The organism is Amycolatopsis sp. NPDC041971 (assembly GCF_055588925.1).
Genome location: NZ_JBVJCE010000022.1, coordinates 1 through 20,486, shown reverse-complemented (window position 1 = coordinate 20,486; position 20,486 = coordinate 1). Strand labels below are relative to the sequence as shown.

Genomic DNA, 20,486 nt, shown 5'->3' with positions numbered 1-20,486 from the left:
TAGAGCGGAAAGTCTTACAGTCAGGCGCAGCCTGTCCGTTGAGGGTGGTGGCGGGGCGGGGTCCGGGCTTACAGATCGACGGCGCGGTAGAGCGAACCGACCTCGCCGCGGTTCAGTCGCCGGACCGAGCCCGACCGCTGGGCACCGAGCTGGACGTCGCCGAGCGCGGTCCGGACCAGTTTGCGCACCGGGTGCCCGGTGGCCGCCATCAGCCGCCGCACGATGTGCTTGCGACCTTCGTGGATGACCAGTTCGATCTGGGTACGACCGGCCAGCATGTCCTTGACCCGGAACTGGTCGACCTTGACGATGCCGTCCGGCAGTTCGAAGCCCGCCCGCAGTTCCTTGCCGAGACCGCGCGGGACGATGCCCTCCACCTCGGCGAAGTAGGTCTTGAGCACCTGGAACGACGGGTGCATCAACCGGTGGCCGAGGTCGCCGTCGTTGGTGAGCAGCAGAAGGCCTTCGGTGTTCTCGTCGAGCCTGCCGACGTGCACGATGCCGGGTGTCTCCTCGTACCGGCCGCGCAGGTAGTCGCCGACGCACGGGCGGCCGCGGTCGTCGCTCATCGTGCTGTGCACGCCCTTGGGCTTGTTCAGCACGAGATAGACGAGGTCCTCGCGGACCTGGACGCGGGTGCCGTCGACGTGGATCACGGAGTTGTCCGGATCGACCCGGCGGCCGAGCTCGGTGACCACCTTGCCGTCCACGCTCACGCGACCGCGCACGATCAGGTCCTCGGCCGCGCGCCGCGAGGCGACGCCGGCCTGCGAAAGGACCTTCTGCAGCCGAATGCCGTCGGGATGCGGGTCAGATGTCATCGATGGTGTCCACTTCGGGTAGCAACGGAGCGATGGGCGGAAGGTCGGCCAGGGACGAGAGGCCCAGTCGCTCCAGGAACAGCTCGGTCGTCACGTACAGCGTGCCTGTGGTTTCGGGGTCGGTCCCCATCTCCTCGATCAGGCCGCGTGCCAGCAGCGTCCTGATCACCCCGTCCACGTTCACCCCTCGGACGGCGGCGACCCTGGCCCTGGTCACCGGCTGCCGATAGGCGATCACGGCGAGGCTCTCCAGTGCGGCTCGCGTCAGCTTGGAACGCTGGCCGTCGAGCAGAAGCTTCTCCACGAACGGGGCATAGACGTCCCTAGTGTAGAACCGCCACCCTTCGCCGACTCGGCGCAGGTCGATTCCGCTGGTCCGCTCGGTGAACTTCTGCGCCATCGTGCGCAGCGCCACGGTGACCCGCGACACGGGTTGACCGATGGTGTCGGCGAGCGATTCCTCGTTGATCGGCGAGTCGACGACCAGGAGCAACGCCTCGAGCGCGGCTTCGAGCGCCTCGTCGGAGGTGAGATCTGGGTAGTCACCATCGCCTGCCACCACGAGCCCCTCGTCGGCAGGCGGCTCCGCCTCCCCCGCCTCCACTTCAGCCACCGGCGGGCTGAAAGCGTCCTTCACCTCATCGGACTCGGCGATGGGAGCTTTCGGCTCATCCCTGGTCTCGGGGATCTCTTCGGTCTTCTCGGTCTCTTCGGGACTCACCCGTACTCCTCGTCCTCCGCGGCGGCGAGGTCCTGTTCGGCCGCCACCGACGCCTGCGTCACGGACCCGCCGGTCCAGCGCACGTGCAGTTCGGCGAGCGCCTCCAGCTGCTCGAACTGGACCGTGGCCTCCCGGTACAGCTCCAGCAGCGCGAGGAACCGCGCCACGATCTCGACGGTGTGCTCGCAGTCCTCGACCAGCTCGCCGAAGGTCGCTTCACCTCGTTCCGCGAGCTTGAGCCGCAGCAGCGCGGCGTGTTCACGCACCGAGACCCGGCCCATGTGGATATGCGCGATCGACACCTGCGGCGGCGGCTTCGGCCGGAAGACCGCGACGGCGATCTCGGCGAACTTCGCCGGATCGACGCCGAGCATCACCTCGGGCAGCAGTCCCATGAACCGGTCTTCGAGCGCGACCGATCGCGGATATCGCCGCAGCGCGCCGGCCTCCAGCTCACCGAACAGCGCCGCGACCTGCTTGTACGCCCGGTACTGCAGCACGCGCGCGAACAGCAGGTCCCGTGCTTCGAGCAGGGCGAGGTCGTCTTCGCTCTCGACCTCGGCGGCGGGCAGCAGCCGCGCCGCCTTGAGGTCGAGCAGGGTCGCCGCGATGACCAGGAACTCGGTCGTCTCGTCGAGGTTCCACGCCGTGCCGAGCGCGCGGGTGTAGGCGATGAAATCGTCCGTGACCTGGTGCAACGCGACTTCGGTGACGTCGAGCTGGTGCTGCGAGATCAGCTGGAGCAGCAGATCGAAGGGACCCTGGAAGTTCGACAGGTTCACCTTGAACTTGGACGTGCTCAGCTCTTCACTGGCCAGTCCTTCGGGGACCATCCCGCCGTGCACGGTCTCGTGCACGACGGGGGTCTCGTCTGCCTCTGTCCGCTCGACCGGCTCTGAGCCGCTGGGAGCAGCCGCGGCCGGGTCGTCCATCAGCTCTCGGTCTCTTTCCCGTCCTCGCTACCCGCCCGCAAGCGCTGGACGAGCACCGATTCCTCGCCCGCCGCGTCGAAATCGGCCAGCAGGACCGCCACCGCCTCGCGGACCAGCCTGCCGCGATCGAGCACGAGTCCGTGCTTCGCCCGGAGGTTCAGCCTGGCCTGCTCCATCGCCAGCAGTTCGTCGCCGGAGACGTAGACGGTGATCTTCGCGTCGTGCTTGGTCCGCCCGGAACCGCTGCGCGCGGCACGGGTCAGCTGTTCCTTGTGCGCGGGCCCGGTCTCGTCCCCGGATCCGTTCCCGTTGCCGTCCCCCGTCGAGGGGGCGGGCTGTTCGGGCGCGGGCGGGAGATCGAGGGCGGGGCTGGAGGTGATCCTGAAAAGTTCGGACGCTCCGGGCAGGGAAGCTCGCCTGCTCACCGGGCGATCACCTCACGGGCCAGCGCGCGATAGGCCGCCGCGCCGGCTGATTTGGGGGCCCACGTCGTGATCGGCTCGCCCGCGACGGTCGTCTCGGGGAACCGCACGGTGCGGTTGATCACCGTGTCGAACACGATGTCGCCGAATGCCTCCACCACTCTCGCCATGACCTCCTTCGAGTGCAGGGTTCTCGGGTCGTACATGGTGGCGAGAATCCCCGTGATGTCCAGTTTGGGGTTGAGGCGTTCCTGCACCTTCTCGATGGTGTCGATCAGGAGCGCTACGCCTCGCAGACTGAAGAACTCGCACTCCAGCGGGATGATCACACCGTCCGCGGCGGTCAGTGCGTTCACCGTCAGCAGGCCTAGCGAGGGCTGGCAGTCGACAAGAACATAGTCGTAGTCGTTCATGACCGGACGAAGGACCCGTAACAAAGTGTGTTCGCGCCCTACCTCTGCGACCAACTGGACCTCGGCCGCGGACAGGTCGATGTTGCTCGGCAGCAGGTCGACGCCGTCCACCCGGGTCTTCCGGATGACGTCGGTGATGCTGACCGAGCGCTCCATGATGACGTTGTAGACCGTCTGGTCCAGCTCGTGCGGCTGAATGCCGAGGCCGACCGAGAGCGCGCCCTGTGGGTCGAAGTCGACCAGCAGTACCCGGCGGCCGCATTCGGCGAGCGCCGCACCCAGGTTGATGGTCGAGGTGGTCTTGCCGACGCCGCCCTTCTGGTTGCACATGGCCATCACCAGTGCGGGGCCGTGCCGTTCCAGCGGCGGCGGGTCGGGGATCTCGCGGTACGGACGGCCGGTGGGGCCGATACCTTCCCTCTCGAGTTCTTGCTGCTTGGTTTCTTTGGCGCGCTTGGCCTTGCGGCCGCGGGAAGAGATCGTGTCCTCCGACGGTTCGTCGCCGTCGTGTTCGGCGGGGGTGGCGATGGTCACCTGGCGGAGGCTCGCCGCGGCCGAACCGGCGGACGCGGACGGCTTCGCCGGCTCGTTCGGTGTCGACATGGCGCGAAAGCTCCTCTTCGGCAGGATCCTCGGCAGCCTATGCGCGATCCGTGAGTCGAGCCAATGAGGCACGCCGGGACCGACCGGGTCGTTTAGGCGCTCAGGACACGGCCTAGCCGAGCGCGCGGGGATGTGCTGTCGCGTAAACCTCGCGGAGCGTGTTGACCGTGACCAACGTGTACACCTGCGTGGTCGTCACCGAAGCGTGGCCGAGAAGTTCCTGCACGACGCGGACGTCGGCGCCGCCTTCGAGCAGATGCGTGGCGAACGAATGGCGCAACGTGTGCGGGGAAACGCCCGCCGTGATCCCCGCGGATTCCGCGGTGGCCTTGAGAACCTGCCACGCGCTCTGCCGGGAAAGCCTGGAACCGCGGGCGTTCAGGAACATCGCCGGTGTCCCCCTACCGTGCGTGGCGAGCGCCGGCCGCGCGCGGACGAGGTACGCGTGCACCGCTTCCAGCGCGGGACGGCCGATCGGCACGATGCGCTGTTTGCCGCCCTTCCCGTCGAGCAGCACGGTGCGTTCGACGTCGTCGATGTCGTCGACGTCGAGTCCGACGGCCTCGGAGATCCGCGCGCCGGTGGAGTAGAGCAGTTCCAGCAGCGCCCGGTCCCGCAGCGGCCGCATCCCCTCGGGCGGCGGGGTTTCGAGCAGTTTCAGCACGTCGTCCACCGGCAGCGCTTTGGGCAGCCGTTTGGCCGCGGCGGGCGGGCGGACCTCGCGGGCAGGGTCGTGCTCGGTGATGCCGTCGGCGTGCGCGAACTTGTGCAGCCCCCGCACGGCGACCAGTGCGCGAGCCGCCGAGGAGGCGGCCAGCGGCTGATGCTCTTCGTCGCCTTCGCGCAACGCCGCGCCGAACGAGGTGATGTGCGCCGAGGTGACGTCGGTGAAGCGTTCGACGTCGGCACCGGCGAGGTAGGCGGTGTACCGGCGAAGGTCGCGGGAGTAGCTGTCGAGGGTGTTCCTCGCGGTTCCGCGCTCGACCACCAGATGGTCGAGGTATGCCGCGACCACCTGGGCGACTCCGGTACCACCGACCCGTGACACACGGACACTCTAGGACCACCACGACCCGATCGGGGGTTCGCCGCGCGTACCGCGTCGCAGGGGTGAAAACGGGCTACCTTGGGACCATGTCCCAGCGACCGGACCCGGACGGGATGCGCGTCGGCACCGCCGAGCGCGAGGAGGCGGCGCGGCTGCTCGCCGACCACTACAGCCAGGGCAGGATCACGCCCGACGAGTACGAGGGCCGTGTCCTCGCCGCGTACGAGGCCGTGACGCTCGGCGAACTCCGGCCGCTGTTCCAGGACCTGCCGGCGCCGCATCCGACGTACCTGGCGCCGCGGTTCGACCCGCCGCCGTTCGTGCCCGTGTACCAGCACCCCGGCCGCGGTCACGCCGTACTCGCCGAAGTCGAAGATCGCCGCCGGGGTGCTGCAGATCGTGCTGCCGTTCGGGATCGGGCGGTTCTACACCGGGCATGTCGGGCTCGCTCTGGGACAACTGGCGGTCGTGGTGGTCACCTGCGGCATCGGGGTGATCTGGCCGATGATCGACGGGATCGTGCTGCTGGCGAACGGCGGCACCGACGCGCAGGGCCGCCGCCTCCGGGACTGAGCGCTCCCACGAATGCCATGAACGGTCCGTTACTGGCAAATTTTGCAAGTAACGGACCGTTCATGGCGCGCGAAGGGGGTCAGAGACCGCGCGAAGCGAACTTCGTCGGCCGGTCCTTCCAAGGCGCGTCCGCGGGCCGCGCCGAAGCCGCTCCCGAAAGCACCGCGTGCGCGGCGAGCACGCCACCGACGGTCGACCCGTTCACCAGCTCACCGGCCAGTGCCATCCGGACCGCTTCGGCGAGCGGGAACTTCCGCACGACGAGGTCCGCCTCCTCGTCGCCGAGGACCTCCCTGTCCACTTCGGACAGTTCGCGGGCGAGATAGACGCGGACGACCTCGTCGGTGAAACCGGGCGACGCCGCGACGTCGACCAGGGTCTCCCAGCGCTCGGCGCTGAGCCCGACCTCCTCGACCAGCTCCCGTTCGGCCGCGCCGACGGGGTCCTCCCCCGCCTTGTCGATCAGCCCGGCGGGCAGTTCCCACAGCCGCCGCCCGATCGGGTGGCGGTACTGGTGGATCAGCGTGACCGCGCCGTCCGCGTCCAGCGCGACGACGGCGACCGCGCCGAGGTGCTCGACGACCTCACGACGGGCGGTGCCGCCACCGGGCATCACGACCTCGTCGACCCGCAGCCCGACGACACGTCCGATGTGGACGTCCGATGTGGACGCGACGGTGAATTCGTGCTTGCCGGGTTCGGTCACCGGGCCACCGTCTGCGGGGCCTCGGGCAGCTCGACCGGCAGCCGCTCGGCGACCTTGCGGTCCACGACGGCCTTCACGAACGCGCTGAACAGCGGGTGCGGGCGGGTCGGACGGCTCTTGAGCTCCGGGTGCGCCTGGGTGCCGACGAAGAACGGGTGCTTGTCGGCGGGCAGCTCCACGAATTCGACCAGGTGGTCGTCGGGCGAGGTGCCCGAGAACACCAGACCGGCCTCGGAAAGGCGCTCGCGGTAGGCGTTGTTGACCTCGTAGCGATGGCGGTGCCGTTCGGAGACCTCGGTGCTGCCGTACGCCTTCGCGACCTGCGAACCCGGCTTGAGCTTGGCGACGTACGCGCCGAGCCGCATCGTGCCGCCCATGTCGCGCTCACCGGCGACGACGTCGCGCTGGTCGGCCATCGTGGAGATGACCGGGTTCGCGCCCTCCTCGTCGAACTCGGCCGAGTTCGCGTCCTCGATCCCGGCCAGGTTCCGCGCCGCGTCGATCACCATGCACTGCAGGCCGAGGCACAGGCCCAGCAGCGGCAGCCCGTGGGTGCGGGCGTAGGCGATGGCTCCGACCTTGCCCTCGATGCCGCGGATGCCGAACCCGCCAGGGATCAGCACACCGTCCACATCGGACAGCGCGGCCGAAGCACCGGCGGGGGTCTCGCAGGAGTCCGAAGGCACCCAGGCGATCTGGACCTTGGCGCGGTGGGCGAATCCGCCCGCGCGCAGCGCTTCGGTCACCGACAGGTACGCGTCCGGCAGGTCGATGTACTTGCCGACGACCGCGACCCGCACCGCCTCCGACGGGTTGTGCACCCGGTCGAGCAGGTCGCCCCACACGGTCCAGTCCACGTCGCGGAACGGCAGCCCGAGACGACGCACCACGTAGGCGTCGAGCGCCTCACGGTGCAGCACCTTCGGGATGTCGTAGATCGACGGCGCGTCGGGGCAGGCGATGACGGCCTCGGTGTCGACGTCGCACATCAGGCCGATCTTGCGCTTGAGGTCCTCCGGCAGCTCGCGGTCGGCGCGGCAGACGAGCGCGTCGGGCTGGATACCGATGTTGCGCAGCGCGGCGACCGAGTGCTGGGTCGGCTTGGTCTTCAGCTCGCCCGACGGGGCGAGGTACGGGACCAGCGAGACGTGGAGGAAGAAGCACTGGTCGCGGCCGACGTCGTGGCGGACCTGACGGCAGGCCTCCAGGAACGGCAGCGACTCGATGTCGCCGACGGTGCCGCCGACCTCGGTGATCACGACGTCCGGGCTGTTCCCGTCCTCGTCGGCACCCGCCGCGGCGGTGATCCTCGCCTTGATCTCGTCGGTGATGTGCGGGATGACCTGCACGGTGTCACCGAGGTACTCACCGCGGCGCTCCTTGGCGATGACCTCGGAGTACACCTGCCCGGTGGTGACGTTCGCCTTGCCGTCGAGAGCCCGGTCGAGAAAACGCTCGTAGTGCCCGATGTCCAGATCGGTCTCGGCGCCGTCGTCGGTGACGAACACCTCACCGTGCTGGAACGGGTTCATGGTGCCTGGATCAACGTTGAGGTAAGGATCCAGCTTCTGCATCGTGACCCGGAGCCCACGTGCGGTAAGGAGCTGACCCAGGCTGGAAGCCGTGAGTCCCTTACCCAGAGAGGAGGCAACGCCTCCGGTGACAAAGACATACTTGGTAGCCCGCGACTGAAGTCCCACGGGCTTCCACCTTATCCCACGCCCGCCGGGGCGCTCACCGGCCACGCCGCAAGCGTCCGATGGAGTGGAAAACCGCTACTCTCGCGGCGTGACAGACGCGCACGACACCTGGACCGCACCGGTCGCGGAAGGCCCGCTCGACGCGGACATCCGCGTCCCCGGCTCGAAGTCGATCACCAACCGGGCCTACGTCCTCGCCGCGCTCGCCAGCGCGCCGACGCGGGTGCGGACCCCGCTCGACTCCCGGGACGCGCGGCTGATGCTCGGCGCCCTCTACGCGCTCGGCGCGCATTCGCAGGGCAGCATCGGCGGTTACCTCGTGCACCCGCTCGGCCCCGGCCGCGTCCATCCCGAAGAGACCGTCCGGGTGGAACTCGGCAACGCGGGTACTGTCGCCCGGTTCACGCCCGCGCTCGCCGCGCTGGGCACCGGCCCGGCGCTGTTCGACGGTGACGAGGCGATCCGCCGCCGTCCCATCGGACCGCTGCTGAAGGCGCTGCGCGGCCTCGGTGCCCGCATCGACGACGACCGCCGTGACGCGCCGCCGTTCACCGTCCACGGCGAAGGCGGCCTGCGTGGCGGCAAGGTCGACCTGGATTCGTCGGCGTCGAGCCAGTTCCTGTCCGCGCTGCTGCTCGCGGGACCGTCGTTCCAAGAGGGCGTCACCGTGCGCCTCGTCGGCGGTCAGGTGCCGAGCGAACCGCATATCGCGATGACCGTCGAAATGCTCCGCCGCTTCGGGGCCACTGTGCAGCGCGAGGGCGTCGAGTTCCACGTCGCGCCTACGAGGCTTTCCTGCCCCGAGTACATCGTCGAACCGGATCTCTCGACGGCCGCCCCGTTCGTCGCCGCGGCGGTCGCGACCGGCGGCACGGTGCGAATCGCGGGCTGGCCGCAGTGGACGACACAGCCCGGGGACTGGCTGCGCAGCCTGGTGCCGGTCCTGGGCGCCACCGCCGAACTCGACGCGGGCGGCCTGACGGTCACCGGCAGCGGCACGATTCCCGGCGTCGAGCTGGACTTGCACGACGTCGGCGAGCTGACGCCGGTGATCGCCGCGCTGCTGTGCTTCGCCGAGGGACCGTCGGTCATCTCCGGGGTCGCGCATCTGCGCGGCCACGAGACCGACCGGCTGACCGCGCTCGCCACCGAACTGTCGTCGCTCGGCGCCGACGTCCGCGAGACCGAGGACGGGCTGCGGATCACGCCGGCGCCGCTGCACGGCGGGAAGTTCCACACCTACGACGACCACCGGCTGGTGATGGCGGCCGCGGTACTCGGCCTGAAGGTCGACGGCGTCGAGGTGGAAAATCCGGCGACGGTCGGGAAGACCTTCCCCGGATTCACCGAGGCCTGGACCGCGATGCTCGTCGGCTAAGCGAGCCCTCCGGCGAAGGGGGTTTCCCGCCACTGGTCGATCATCGGTTTCATGCCGTCCACCAGCATCGGCAAATCGGGCGCCATCGACAGGCATGCGACCACCTGAAGCAGGCCCAGCGCTTCGAAGGTGCGCAGCACGCCTTCGTCGACCTCGCGCAGGCCGAGTTCGACGGCGGCGGCGTTGTAGGCCGCGATGCCTTCGGGACCGTTGAAGGCGAGGTCGCGTTCGATCGGGCCGCGGTTCACCAGTTCGAAGTCGGAGTAGAGCTCGCCTTCGGTGGTGACGATCAGGTTGTAGCCCGGCGCGTCACCGTGGACCGGCTGGACGGTGGCCCCGGGGAACGCCTTGGCGAAGGCCTCCTCCGAGGCCAGCAGCGGCCGGAAGACCGCCCATTCGCGGCGGGCGCGGTCGAGGTCGGCGGGGGCGAGCAGCTCCGGCCTGCCTTCGAGCCGGGCGAGGCCGTCGGAGATGAACGGGTCCAGACCGTTCAGGAACGCCAAATTCCCGGGATAGTCGCGAAGCGCGGCGTGCAGCTTCGCCACGAGCTTGGCCGAGTGCTCCACGGTGAGGTTCGCGTCCTCGACGAACTCGATGAGCTCCCAGAAGGTCATCGAGAAACCGTCGCGCCGCACAGGCTCCGCCGGGACCAGTGGGCTCGGCTTGACGACCGGGAGCCCTTTCTCGCCCAGCCAGGCGGCGACGGCGAGTTCACGCCGCTGGTCGGCCGACTGCGTCTCCAGCGTGGTCGTACGCGGCAACACGGTCGGCACGCGCACGACGACGGGCGAAGGCGCCAGCCGCACGATGACGGAGAAAACGTCGTACAGGACTTCGGGTTCGGTGACGGTGATGCCGAGGTCGCGGCCCGCGGAAACCGCGGCGGCCACCGCCCGCGCGGTGCGGGCGGCCCGTTGTTCGTCGGTGATCATGCCGTGAGTCTGGCATGTCCGGTTCACCCGTCTTCGGGGAACAGCGCCTTCAGCGTGACCTCCCGGTTCACCCGCACATGTTCGACGGCGTGGACCCGCGCTCGGCCCGCGTCGCCCGAAGCGATCGCGTCGTAGAGGCGGCGGTGTTCGTCGAGCAGTTCGCCCCAGCGCTCGTTCTGGCTGGTGAGCCAGCGCAACCTGCCCTCGAGCGGGCGGAGGATCTCGTGCAGGAGCCCGTTGCCCGCCAGCTCGACGATCTGGTCGTGAAAGCGGGTGTTGAGCAAGGTGATCCGGGCCGGGTCGCCGTTTTCGGTCGCGCGGGCGGCGTCGGTCAGCAGCCGCTCGAGCACGCGCAGTTCCGCTTTGCCCGCCCGTTCGGCGGCCAGCCCGGCGGCGAGCCCTTCGAGCGCTTCACGGACGTCGAACAGCTCCTCGACGTCGGCTCTGGCCAGCCGGCGCACGACGATGCGCCGGGGCGACTGGACGACGAGGAAGCCTTCGGCCTCCAGGCTGCGGATGGCCTCGCGCACCGGGACCCGCGAGACGCCGAGGTCCTCGGCGAGTTCCCGTTCGACCAGCCTGTCCCCCGGCTTCAGCCGTCCGTCGAGGATCCGTTCACGCAGCTCGTCCCGGACCCGTTGCCGGGTCGCGGCCAGCGGCTGACGCGGTCCTTCCCCGGCCACCGAACCCCCTCGTTCAACCCCGCCGCAACAGCTCGTGACCCGAGTCTATCGGCAGAAACTTTGACGACGGACGACCGCCATTTTTCCGCGTTTAGTCCTCTGAATGCGGTGCTTGCGTGTGCAACTACCGCATTCAGAGGACGAAATGCGAAGGGGTCAGTTGCCGGCGGCGGCGATCCCGGGTGCGGGAGCCTGGGCGTTACCCGCGATGCCGTAGCGTCCCGCGCCGCCTTCGAGCTGCTCGCGCAGCGCCATGATCGTGGTGACCCGGCCCGCCGCGGTCTCCGCGTTGTCCACAGTGGACAGAATGGAGGTCGACGAGGTGTCGGCGCGGACGACGCCGATCGCGCCGGTGCCGTCGGCGGATCCCGCGTCGCCGGCCAGGACGGCGCCCGCGCCGGAACGGTCGAGCTGCGCGGCGAACCGCGCGATGGTCGAGGCACGGTCGCCGGCGCCGTCCCCGGTGTACTTGGAGCCGGTGAGCACGAGCGCGAGCTGCGCGGGCTTCACCTCCCCACCGGTCTTGAGGAAACCGCCGTCGGTGAGCCCGCCGAGCGCGGCCGCCAGCTCCACCGGCGTGGACTGCGGCTGTGCGTTGTCCTTGTTCAGCAACGCCACCGAGCCGAGCAGAGCACCGGCGAGGGTGCCGGGGTCGCCCGCGGTCGGGAACTGCACACCGGCGGGCTGCAACCGCGAGACGACGTCACGCAGCTGATCCGACCGCAGCGGGTCGGAGAACGCCTCGGTCAGCTGGATCTCGCCGGTGACGGCGGCACCCGCCTGCCCGACGAGTTGCTTGAGCGCGTCGCGGTCCGCGGGCTTCGCGTCCTCCGTGGTCACCAGCACCACCGAACGCTTGTCGAGCTGCCCGGCTACGACCTTCGGCCCCATCGCACCGGCGAACGCGTCCGCGTCACCGAGCCTCGCGTTGAGCGAGTTGCGCTGCGCCTCCAGATCCGCGACCTGGGAACCCAGGTCTTCCTTCTGGCCGGCGAGCCCGGAAAGCAGTGAACCGTTCAGCGCCGTGGACCCGAGCACCACCCCGAGCGCGAGCGCCAGGAAGCAGGCGGCGATGGAAACGATGTGGTACCGCAGTGAAATCACGTGAAAAGTCCCTTGCCCCAAGCGATGAACGAGTTCCAGGTGTCACGGATCCAGTCGACGTAGACCGAACCCACGTCGGACACCAGCAGCGCGGCCGCGACGGCCACCAAGGCCGCCAGCACCAGCAGGACGATGGCGCCGATGGACACCCGGTTGCGGTGCAGGGTCGCGACCGCCTTGCCGTCGACCAGTTTCGTGCCGAGCTTGAGCCTGGTGAGGAACGTCGACGGATTCGACCCGGACCGGCCGTGGTCGAGGAACTCCCGCAGCGTCGCCTGGAATCCGACGGTGACCACCAGGCTCGCCTCGTGCGCGTCGGCCAGCAGCAGCGCCAGGTCCTCGGCGTTGCCCGTCGCGGGGAAGGTGACCGCGCCGATCCCGAGGTCCTGGATGCGCTCGACACCCGGCGCGTGCCCGTCCGGCTGCGCCGGGACCACGACCTCGCCTCCGCTGCGCAACGTCTCGGCGCCGATTCCGTGCGGGTCGCCGACGATGACGTCCGGCTGATATCCCTGCGCGCGCAGGGTGTCGGCTCCGGCATCGACACCGATCAGCACCGGACGGTGCTCGGAGATGTACTTCTTCAGCTTCTTGAGGTCCTCGGCGTGCCCGTTGCCCCCCGCGACCACGAGGGCGTGCCGGTCCTTGAGCGGAACCCGGATCTCCGGGACGCCGACACCGTCGAGGATGAGACTGCGTTCCCGGCGGAGGAATTCGATCGTGTTCGCGGAGAACGCTTCCAGCTGGGTGGACATCCCGGCCTTGGCCTCGATCATCTGATCCGCGACGCTCTCACGCGTCTGCTGGACCCCCGATCCGAGCTGCCGCTCACCGATGTAGACGACGCCCTCGTGCAGGCGGAGTTTCGTGCCGTCCTTCACCTTGCGCAGCAGTTCGCCACCGACCGAATCGACCAACGGGATCCCGGCCTCGAGCAGGATCTCCGGGCCCAGGTTCGGGAACCGGCCGGAGATCGACGGCGAGGCGTTCACCACCGCCGCGACTTCGGCCTCCACCAAGGCATCCGCCGTCGAACGGTCGAGATCGAGCTGGTCGAGGACGACGATGTCGCCAGGGCTCAGCCGACGGAGCAGCTCACGCGTACGCCTGTCGACCCTGGCGACGCCGGTGATCCCGGGGAGGGTCTCTTGGTTACGCGTGAGCAAACCGGTGAGCTTCATGCGACCGATAGTGACAAATTCGCGCGGCCTTCCGTGTCCGCCACGCCGATGGAAACACGCCGATTAACCCACACCGGTTCGGCTACCCGGTCGTGACAGGCATTACTTCGCTTTCTTGCGCTTTCCGCCGCGACGGGCTTTGGGCTTGTCCGGCGCGCTCTTGTCGGCCTCGGCGACGGCGAGCAATTCCTCCGCGTGCGCGCGGCCGGTCTCGGTGCTTTCCATTCCCGCTAGCATGCGGGCGAGTTCGACGACGCGCTCGGATTGTTCGAGCACACGCACGCCACTGCGGGTCACCCCGCCGCTGGTGCCCTTGTCCACCACCAGATGCTGATCGGCGAACGCGGCAACCTGCGGCAGGTGCGTGACCACCAGGACCTGGTGACTACGCGCCAGCCGCGCGAGCCGCCTGCCGATCTCGACCGCGGCCCGGCCGCCGACCCCGGCGTCGACCTCGTCGAACACCAGTGTCTGCACGGTGTCCGCGTGCGCGAGGACGACCTCGATCGCCAGCATCACGCGGGAAAGCTCACCGCCGGAAGCGGCCTTGTGCACCGGAAGCGGCGGCGCGCCGTTGTGCGCGCGCAGCAGCAACTCGACGTCGTCGACCCCGTCGGCGCCGGCGTGCGCGAGCCTGCCTTCGACCTTGACCGCGTGCGGGTCGCTCTCGTCCACGGTGCGCCGCTCGACGGTGATCTCGATCTCGGCCTGTCCCATGGCGAGCCCGGACATCTCGGCGGTGATGGCCTCGGCCAGTTCGCCGGCGGCCTCGACGCGCGCCTTCGACAGGGTCAGGGCGTGTTCCGCCAGTGTGATGGCGAGTTCGTCGCGGCGGACGGCCAGTTCGGCCAGCGCCTCCTCGGAAGTGTCCATCGTGGACATCCGGCGGCGGGCGTCGTCGGCCCAGGCGAGCACGCCGTCCACGTCGGCCGCGTATTTGCGCGTGAGCCGCTTCAGATCGGCCTGGCGCGCGAGCACCTTCTCCAGCAACGCCGGGTCGGCGTCGAGCGTTTCGAGATAGCTGCCCAGCTCGGTGCCCACTTCGGACAGCAGTACCGAGGCCTCGTCCAGCCGGGGCTCGAGTTCACGCAGCACGGCGTCCTCGGAACCGTTCAGGTGGCGGGTCGCCTCCCCGATCAGTCCCAGCGCGCCGGGCGCGTCCGGATCCCCGTCCGCCGAACCGGCGACGGCGGCGTGCGCCGCACCGGCCGCCGTCCGCAGTTCGTCGACCGCGGCCAGCCGCTTGATCTGCTCGGTGAGTTCGGTGTCCTCTCCCGGTTCCGGCGCGACGGAGTCGATCTCGGCGAGGCCGTGGCGCAGCAGGTCGGCCTGCTGGGCCATCTCACGGGACCGGGTGGACCGCTCGGTCAATTCGGCGACGACGGCGAGCCATTCGTCCCGCACCGCGCGGTAGCGCTCGAGCGGTTCGGTGACGGCCTCGCCGGCGAACCGGTCGATCACCGCGCGCTGCTCGGCGGGCCGCAGCAACCGCAGCTGATCGTTCTGCCCGTGGACCGCGATCAGCTGCTCGGACAGATCGGCCAGCACACCGACCGGCACCGAACGGCCGCCGAGGTGGGCGCGGGACCGGCCGTCGACCGAGACCGCGCGCAGCGCGATGACGCTGCCGTCCTCGTCGACCTCCGCCCCGGCGTCGGTGACGATCCGGGTGGCGCCCTCGGCACCGCCCAGCTCGAAGCGGCCTTCCACGAAGGCCTTCAGCATTCCCGTCCGCACCTTGGACACTTCGGCTCGGCCGCCGGAGAGCAGGTGCAACCCGCTGACGACCATGGTCTTGCCCGCACCCGTCTCACCGGTGACGACGGTGAAGCCCGCGTGCAGTTCCAGCAGGGCGTCCTCGATGACTCCGAGGCCCTGGATGCGCATCTCGGCCAGCACGACGCCCACCGTAGCGGCCCACCCCGACCATTCCCGCACCCGGCACGTCATGAAAGGGTCGTTCACGACGAAAAACGTCGTGAACGACCCTTTCATGACATCCGTCAGCGGGCGTGTCGCTCCCGCCAGCCCTTGATCGGCAGCGAGAACTTGTGCACCAGCCGGTCGGTGAAGGGGCCTTCCCACAACCGGATCAGGCGCACCGGCACCCGGCCGCAGGTGACCCGCACGGCCGCGCCGGCGGGAAGATCGAAGGTCCGCGATCCGTCGCAGGTCAGGACGGCGGGCGAGCCGTCCGGATCGATGGCGACGGTGATCTCCGAATCGCGGGAGACGACCAGCGGCCGCGAGAACATCGCGTGCGCGTTGCTCGGTACCACCAGCAGGGCCTCGACGTCCGGCCAGATGATCGGCCCGCCCGCGGAGAACGCGTACGCCGTCGAGCCGGTCGGCGTGGCGCACAGGACACCGTCGCAGCCGAAGGACGACACGGGCCTCCCGTCGACCTCGATGAGCGCGTCCAGCACTCGCTCACGCGAGCTCTTCTCGACACTGGCCTCGTTGAGCGCCCACGTGTTGACGGTCTCCTCGCCGTCGACGGTGACGATGACGTCGACGGTCATCCGCTCTTCGACCTGGTAGTCACCGTCGACGGCACGCTGGACGGTGTCGGCGAGCTTGTCGGAATCGGCCTCGGCCAGGAAGCCCACGCGGCCGAGGTTCACCCCCAGCACCGGAACGCCGTTCGGCCTGGCCAGTTCCGCGGCGCGCAGCAGCGTGCCGTCACCGCCGAGCACGAACACCAGCTCGGTCCCGGCGGCCGGATCCTGCTCCGGCGCCATGACCGTGCAGGGCCCGCCGATCCCGCCGTCCGCCTCCAGCATCTCCTTCACGTCCTCGTCGAGCACCCGCAGCCGCACACCGGCCTTGGCGAAACGGGCCGACACCTCGCGTGCCGCGTCCCGGGTCGCGTCCCGGTCCGGGTGCACGACGAGCAGCACCTCGCGATCGCTCATTGGGGTCCCTCCAGGACTGCGGTGCGGACGAGCCGCTCGGCGTCGGTGCCGACGGTCTCTCCCGCCCCGCGGGTAAGCCAGACGAAGTATTCGACGTTCCCGGACGGCCCGGGAAGCGGGCTCGCCACGACACCCCGCAGACACAGGTCCAGCTTCTCGGCCTCGGCGAGCACGCCGAGCACGGATTCGACCCGGAGCTCCGGGTCACGGACGACGCCTCCGCTGCCGAGTCTGTCCTTGCCCACTTCGAACTGCGGTTTCACCATCGGCACCAGATCGGCGCCGTCGCGTGCGCACGCGGCCAGCGCGGGCAGCACGAGTTTGAGCGAGATGAACGAGAGGTCCCCGACCACGAGGTCCACCTGCCCGCCGAGATCTTCCGGGGTCAGCTTACGGACGTTCGTCTTGTCGAGCACGACCACGCGGTCGTCGGTGCGCAGCCGCCAGTCCAGCAGGCCGCGGCCGACGTCGGCGGCGATCACCGTGGCGGCGCCGTCGCGCAGCAGGACATCGGTGAAACCACCGGTCGAGGCGCCCGCGTCGAGGCAGCGCTTTCCTTCGACGGAAAGGCCTTGCGGGGAAAAGGCTTCGAGCGCACCGAGCAGTTTGTGCGCGCCGCGGGAAGCCCAGCCGGGGTCGTCGCTGTCACGCACCACGATCGGCGCGCCGGACTCGACCCCCGTCGCGGGTTTGGTGGCCACCATCCCGCGCACGCTGACCTTGCCCTCGGCGATCAGCGCGGACGCCTGCTCCCGGGAACGGGCGAGACCCCGCCGGACGAGTTCCGCGTCCAGGCGGGCGCGTTTGGGCACGCGGTCAGACCTTGTCGATGGTGGACAGCGCCACCGTCAGCTCGGTGTGCACGGCTTCGAAGCGGTCGACGTGCTCCGAGAGCGGAAGCGCGGCGAGGTCGTCGAGACCCGCCACGGCTTCGTCGATCCCGGCTCGGGGATCCGTGTCCTGCTGCGCGTACAGCGCTGATGGTCCCTCTGCGGGAAAGCGTGCCTCGGTCTGATCCGGCGGAGGTCCCGGCACCGGGGGTCGCGGAACGGGATGGAAGTGGTCTTGCACCCCACCAAGTTAGCAGCGCTGGTCAGGCCAGGCGCAGCTCGCCGAGCGCGGCGCGGGCGGTGTCGCCCACACCACGGACCTCGGTGATCCCCGACTCCCAGGCCGCCGCGCACAAGGAGCGCAACAGGTCCAGGGAGTCGCCTTCACCGTCGGCTTCGAGCACGTCACCCTGTGCGGTGACGCGCCAGCCGTCCTTGGGCCCGATTTCGAGGAGATCCGCGCGGCTGCTGAGCCCGGACAGGTCCCACGACAGGTAGCGGGGACGTTCCTCGGGCCTGGCCTTGATCAAGGACGCCGCGTCGGCGACGCCGGTCAGGACGCAGAGCGCGTCGATCCCGGCCGCGACCGCGCCTTCGATGTCGGTGTCCAGCCTGTCGCCCACGACGAGCGCCCGCTCCGCGCCGGCGTCCCGCGCCGCCGTGGTGAACAGCATCGGCGTCGGCTTGCCCGCCACCAGCGGTTCGACGCCGGTGGCGGTGCGCAACGCGGCCACCATCGACCCGTTGCCCGGCAGCAGTCCGCGTTCGGTCGGCAGGGTGGCGTCGATGTTGGTCGCCACCCACAGCGCGCCCGCGCGGATGGCGAGGCACGCCTCCGCGAGAGCGGCCCAAGTGTTCTCCGGAGAATGCCCCTGAACAACGGCCGCCACGTCCGGACCGGCTTCCCGGACCGTCCGCAGCCCGGCCGACTCGATCTGTGCGGCCAGCGAGTCCGTGCCCACGACGAGCACCACGGAACCCTTGGGCAGCCGCTCACCCAGCAAGGTGGCGGCGGCCTGAGAGCTCGTGTGGACTTCTTCGGGGGTGGCCGGGAGTCCGAGTGCCTCCAGGTGCGCGGAGACCTCCGCGGGCGCCTTGGAGGCGTTGTTGGTCACCCACCGGACGGCGGTGCCGCGGTCCCGAAGCGCCCGGAGTGCTTCCGGTGCGCCCGGGACCACGGTGCCGCCGTGATAAACCGTGCCGTCGAGGTCGAACAGGACCGCGTCGTACCCGGCAGACAGAGCGTCAGCCATTCGTGAGCTCCGCGGCGCGCTCGGCGGCGTCGGTCTCGTCCTCCTCGTCGGCCTCTGCCGCGTTCAGGAACCAGCGGATCGCCTCGTCCTTGCGATCGGCGGCGGCGAGGTTGTCGGCGTAGGCGTAGAACAGCCGGGCGCTCCACGGGTCGCGCTTCTCCGCCTTGAGGTCGTCGCCCTGCAGGGAGACAACGGCGGCGTCCAGCTGGCCGAGATCGCGCCGGGCGCCGGCGGCGACGATCGCGAGTTCGATCTGGGTCGCCTTGGCCAGGCGCTCCTTGTCGACCTCCTTCGCGAGGTCGAGTGCCCGCTCCGGCCGGCCGATGGCGCGTTCCGCGTCGGCGATGATCGCGATGTGGTCGTCGGTCCGCGTCATCCGGCGGACGGCCCGCAGCTCGGACAGTGCCTCGGACCAGTTGCCCGCGTGGTAGGCGACCAGGCCGAGCGCCTCACGGACGATCGGGACCCGCGACGCCTTCGCCTTCGCGTACTTGGCGTGCTCCATCGCGGCTTCGGGGTCTTCGTCGACGAGGCCACCGGCCGCGACGAGGTGCTTGCCGACGGTGTCCGCAAGCGCCTTGGGCAGCGTGCGGAGCTCCCGCCGGACCTCCTCGTCGAGATCGGAGAACTCGATGCCTTCGGGCAGCTCCGGGGCCTCGAGCAGCTCACGCGCCAAGGTCTCGTCGTCGACCGGCTTGTCCTCGGTGCGCGGCGAGGAACGGAAGTCCTTGCGGCCTTCGGAACGGTCGCGCTGGGGACGGTCGTCGCGCTTGCGGTCGAAGCCGCCGCGCTTGTCGTCGTAGCGCTTCTCCGGCCGGTCGGACGAACGGCGGTCCGGACGGTCACCGGACGGCCGGTAGGCACCACGCTTGTCGTCACCGCGGTTGTCGTCGCCACGCTTGTCACGGTCGCCGAAGCTCTTGCGCTCGTAGCCACCACCGCTGGGACGGCGGTCGCTCGAGGAGGGACCACGACGGTCGCCGCCGCTGTAGCCACCGGAACGGGAGCCGCCGCGGTCGTCGCGGTAGGACGGACGCCGGTCGTCGCCGCGCTTGTCGTCACTCCGGTTGTCGCGGTCACCGTAGGACTTGCCCTGGGGGCGGCCCTCGTAGCGGTTGCCGGACGGGCGGTCGTTGGAGCGGTCGCGATTGTCCGAGCCGTAGCCGGAATGAGCCGGACGACTGTCGGAGCGCTTCTCGTACCGGCCCTCCGAACGGCTGTCGGAGCGATTGTCGGAGCGGCTGTCCGAACGGTTGTCTGAGCGGTTGTCCGAACGGTTGTCTGAGCGGTTGTCGTAGCGACGCTCGGGGCGGCTGTCGGACGAGCGGTAGCCGCCGCGGTTCTCGGACCGGTAGCCGCCGCGGCTGTCACTGCCGCGGCTGTCGCCGCCGCGGTATCCACCGCGATCGCCGCCACGGCTGTCGCGGTTGTCGGACCGGTAACCACCGCGGTCACCGCCGCGGTTGTCGCTGCCCCGGTTGTCCGAGCGGGAGCCACCGCGGTTGTCGTTGTCCGAACGGTAACCGCCGCGCTTGTCGCCGCCACGGTCGTCCGAGCGGTAACCGCCGCGGTCGCCGCCCTTGTTGTCACGGCTGTCGCGCCGGTCGTCGGAACGGAAGCCGCCACGACGGTCGTTGTCGCGACCACCGGACCGGTCGTCACGACGATCACCGGCACCAGGGCCACGACGGTCGTCGCTGTTGTTGTAGCGCGGGCGGTTCTCGTCACGCCCCTGGCCTGCGAACCGGCTGCCACCGGGGCGCTGGTCACGGGGACCGTCGCCGCTGCGCGCGGGCTTACCGGGATAGCTGCTGCTGGATCCGCGTGCGCCGCGGTCGTCGCGACGCGGGCGACCCTGGTAGCCGCCATCACGGCCGCCCCGGTCCTGCCCGCCGCCGGCGGAACCGCGCCGGTCACCTCGCTGCGCGTCAGACCGGCCTCCGCGGGGACTGTCGTCCCGGCGACCCGACCGGCCGGACGCGCCATCATCTGAGTCACGTCGACCGAACTCGGACACCTGGCCTCCTGCCACTATTGAAAAGTTTCGACACTTGCGCCCACCTGACAGGTGGGCCAACGGACCATTCTAGTCGGTCCATGGACATGAAAAGAGACAGGGCCCTGACCGGGGAGAACCTGTTGGGGTTCTCAACCCTGGTCAGGACCCTGTCCTGAAGTTAGTCCGGCGGTGTCCTACTCTCCCACAACCCTTCGGTTGCAGTACCATCGGCGCTGTCAGGCTTAGCTTCCGGGTTCGGAATGGGACCGGGC

The 20,486-nt window shown here is 69.9% G+C and carries 19 protein-coding genes, 1 rRNA gene and 1 pseudogene; 2 read left to right on the top strand and 19 right to left on the bottom strand.

Annotated elements, in window-relative coordinates; genetic code table 11:
• Positions 1-68: 68 nt before the first annotated feature.
• The 6 genes from ACZ6DT_RS33930 to xerD all read right to left on the bottom strand — a co-directional run bounded on the left by ACZ6DT_RS33930 (position 69) and on the right by xerD (position 4,927).
• Positions 69-821, bottom strand: coding sequence for a pseudouridine synthase (locus ACZ6DT_RS33930; protein WP_465602963.1), 753 nt, complete (start codon positions 819-821; stop codon positions 69-71).
• Positions 811-1,542: an SMC-Scp complex subunit ScpB gene (gene scpB, locus ACZ6DT_RS33925; protein WP_465602962.1), complete on the bottom strand. Its 732-nt coding sequence runs from the start codon at positions 1,540-1,542 to the stop codon at positions 811-813. Before scpB ends, ACZ6DT_RS33930 begins: the two co-directional genes overlap by 11 nt.
• Positions 1,539-2,474, bottom strand: coding sequence for a segregation and condensation protein A (locus tag ACZ6DT_RS33920; protein ID WP_465602960.1), 936 nt, complete (start codon positions 2,472-2,474; stop codon positions 1,539-1,541). The genes scpB and ACZ6DT_RS33920 overlap by 4 nt, the downstream gene beginning before the upstream one ends.
• Positions 2,474-2,899, bottom strand: a complete 426-nt coding sequence (locus ACZ6DT_RS33915; protein ID WP_465602959.1) for a cobyrinic acid a,c-diamide synthase — start codon at positions 2,897-2,899, stop codon at positions 2,474-2,476. The genes ACZ6DT_RS33920 and ACZ6DT_RS33915 overlap by 1 nt, the downstream gene beginning before the upstream one ends.
• The gene (locus ACZ6DT_RS33910) at positions 2,896-3,912 is read right to left on the bottom strand and encodes a ParA family protein (RefSeq protein WP_465602957.1); all 1,017 of its coding nucleotides are present in this window, start codon (positions 3,910-3,912) and stop codon (positions 2,896-2,898) included. The genes ACZ6DT_RS33915 and ACZ6DT_RS33910 overlap by 4 nt, the downstream gene beginning before the upstream one ends.
• A gap of 112 nt (positions 3,913-4,024) precedes the next feature.
• Positions 4,025-4,927, bottom strand: a complete 903-nt coding sequence (gene xerD, locus ACZ6DT_RS33905) for a site-specific tyrosine recombinase XerD (RefSeq protein WP_465603150.1) — start codon at positions 4,925-4,927, stop codon at positions 4,025-4,027.
• Between the two features lie 119 nt (positions 4,928-5,046).
• On the opposite strand from xerD, the pseudogene ACZ6DT_RS33900 reads away from it, so the two are divergent.
• Positions 5,047-5,533: pseudogene (locus ACZ6DT_RS33900) on the top strand (DUF1707 domain-containing protein).
• Between the two features lie 79 nt (positions 5,534-5,612).
• On the opposite strand, the gene ACZ6DT_RS33895 reads toward ACZ6DT_RS33900, so the two are convergent.
• Together ACZ6DT_RS33895 and ACZ6DT_RS33890 are read right to left on the bottom strand one after the other, a co-directional pair.
• The gene (locus ACZ6DT_RS33895) at positions 5,613-6,239 is read right to left on the bottom strand and encodes an NUDIX domain-containing protein (RefSeq protein ID WP_465602955.1); all 627 of its coding nucleotides are present in this window, start codon (positions 6,237-6,239) and stop codon (positions 5,613-5,615) included.
• Complete coding sequence (locus ACZ6DT_RS33890) at positions 6,236-7,939, bottom strand: CTP synthase (RefSeq protein ID WP_465602954.1); 1,704 nt, start codon at positions 7,937-7,939, stop codon at positions 6,236-6,238. Before ACZ6DT_RS33890 ends, ACZ6DT_RS33895 begins: the two co-directional genes overlap by 4 nt.
• 88 nt (positions 7,940-8,027) lie before the next feature.
• Here ACZ6DT_RS33890 and aroA point away from each other — a divergent pair, with 88 nt between their 5' ends.
• The gene (gene aroA, locus ACZ6DT_RS33885; protein ID WP_465602952.1) at positions 8,028-9,317 is read left to right on the top strand and encodes a 3-phosphoshikimate 1-carboxyvinyltransferase; all 1,290 of its coding nucleotides are present in this window, start codon (positions 8,028-8,030) and stop codon (positions 9,315-9,317) included.
• On the opposite strand, the gene ACZ6DT_RS33880 is transcribed toward aroA, so the two are convergent.
• The 11 genes from ACZ6DT_RS33880 to rrf form a co-directional block, all read right to left on the bottom strand.
• Positions 9,314-10,249, bottom strand: coding sequence for a phosphotransferase (locus ACZ6DT_RS33880; RefSeq protein WP_465602950.1), 936 nt, complete (start codon positions 10,247-10,249; stop codon positions 9,314-9,316). The two genes, aroA and ACZ6DT_RS33880, sit on opposite strands and share 4 nt — an antisense overlap.
• A gap of 23 nt (positions 10,250-10,272) precedes the next feature.
• The gene (locus tag ACZ6DT_RS33875; protein WP_465602949.1) at positions 10,273-10,932 is read right to left on the bottom strand and encodes a GntR family transcriptional regulator; all 660 of its coding nucleotides are present in this window, start codon (positions 10,930-10,932) and stop codon (positions 10,273-10,275) included.
• Positions 10,933-11,088: 156 nt separating this feature from the next.
• Complete coding sequence (locus tag ACZ6DT_RS33870; RefSeq protein ID WP_465602948.1) at positions 11,089-12,036, bottom strand: copper transporter; 948 nt, start codon at positions 12,034-12,036, stop codon at positions 11,089-11,091.
• The gene (gene steA, locus ACZ6DT_RS33865; RefSeq protein ID WP_465602947.1) at positions 12,033-13,217 is read right to left on the bottom strand and encodes a putative cytokinetic ring protein SteA; all 1,185 of its coding nucleotides are present in this window, start codon (positions 13,215-13,217) and stop codon (positions 12,033-12,035) included. The genes ACZ6DT_RS33870 and steA overlap by 4 nt, the downstream gene beginning before the upstream one ends.
• Before the next feature lie 102 nt (positions 13,218-13,319).
• Positions 13,320-15,167 (bottom strand): DNA repair protein RecN, encoded by a 1,848-nt coding sequence (gene recN / locus ACZ6DT_RS33860; RefSeq protein WP_465603149.1) that lies wholly within the window; start codon positions 15,165-15,167, stop codon positions 13,320-13,322.
• A gap of 53 nt (positions 15,168-15,220) precedes the next feature.
• A complete protein-coding gene (locus tag ACZ6DT_RS33855) occupies positions 15,221-16,132 on the bottom strand; it encodes an NAD kinase (RefSeq protein WP_465602945.1) in 912 nt (303 codons plus the stop codon).
• The gene (locus ACZ6DT_RS33850) at positions 16,129-16,944 is read right to left on the bottom strand and encodes a TlyA family RNA methyltransferase (protein ID WP_465602943.1); all 816 of its coding nucleotides are present in this window, start codon (positions 16,942-16,944) and stop codon (positions 16,129-16,131) included. The genes ACZ6DT_RS33855 and ACZ6DT_RS33850 overlap by 4 nt, the downstream gene beginning before the upstream one ends.
• A gap of 4 nt (positions 16,945-16,948) precedes the next feature.
• Complete coding sequence (locus tag ACZ6DT_RS33845) at positions 16,949-17,203, bottom strand: hypothetical protein (protein ID WP_465602941.1); 255 nt, start codon at positions 17,201-17,203, stop codon at positions 16,949-16,951.
• A 22-nt stretch (positions 17,204-17,225) separates the two neighbouring features.
• Positions 17,226-18,215 carry an HAD-IIA family hydrolase gene (locus ACZ6DT_RS33840; RefSeq protein ID WP_465602940.1) on the bottom strand — a complete coding sequence of 330 codons (990 nt, stop codon included), beginning with the start codon at positions 18,213-18,215 and terminating at the stop codon, positions 17,226-17,228.
• Complete coding sequence (locus ACZ6DT_RS33835) at positions 18,208-20,232, bottom strand: tetratricopeptide repeat protein (protein ID WP_465602938.1); 2,025 nt, start codon at positions 20,230-20,232, stop codon at positions 18,208-18,210. Before ACZ6DT_RS33835 ends, ACZ6DT_RS33840 begins: the two co-directional genes overlap by 8 nt.
• Before the next feature lie 163 nt (positions 20,233-20,395).
• Positions 20,396-20,486, bottom strand: a 5S ribosomal RNA gene (gene rrf, locus ACZ6DT_RS33830); the annotation flags it as partial.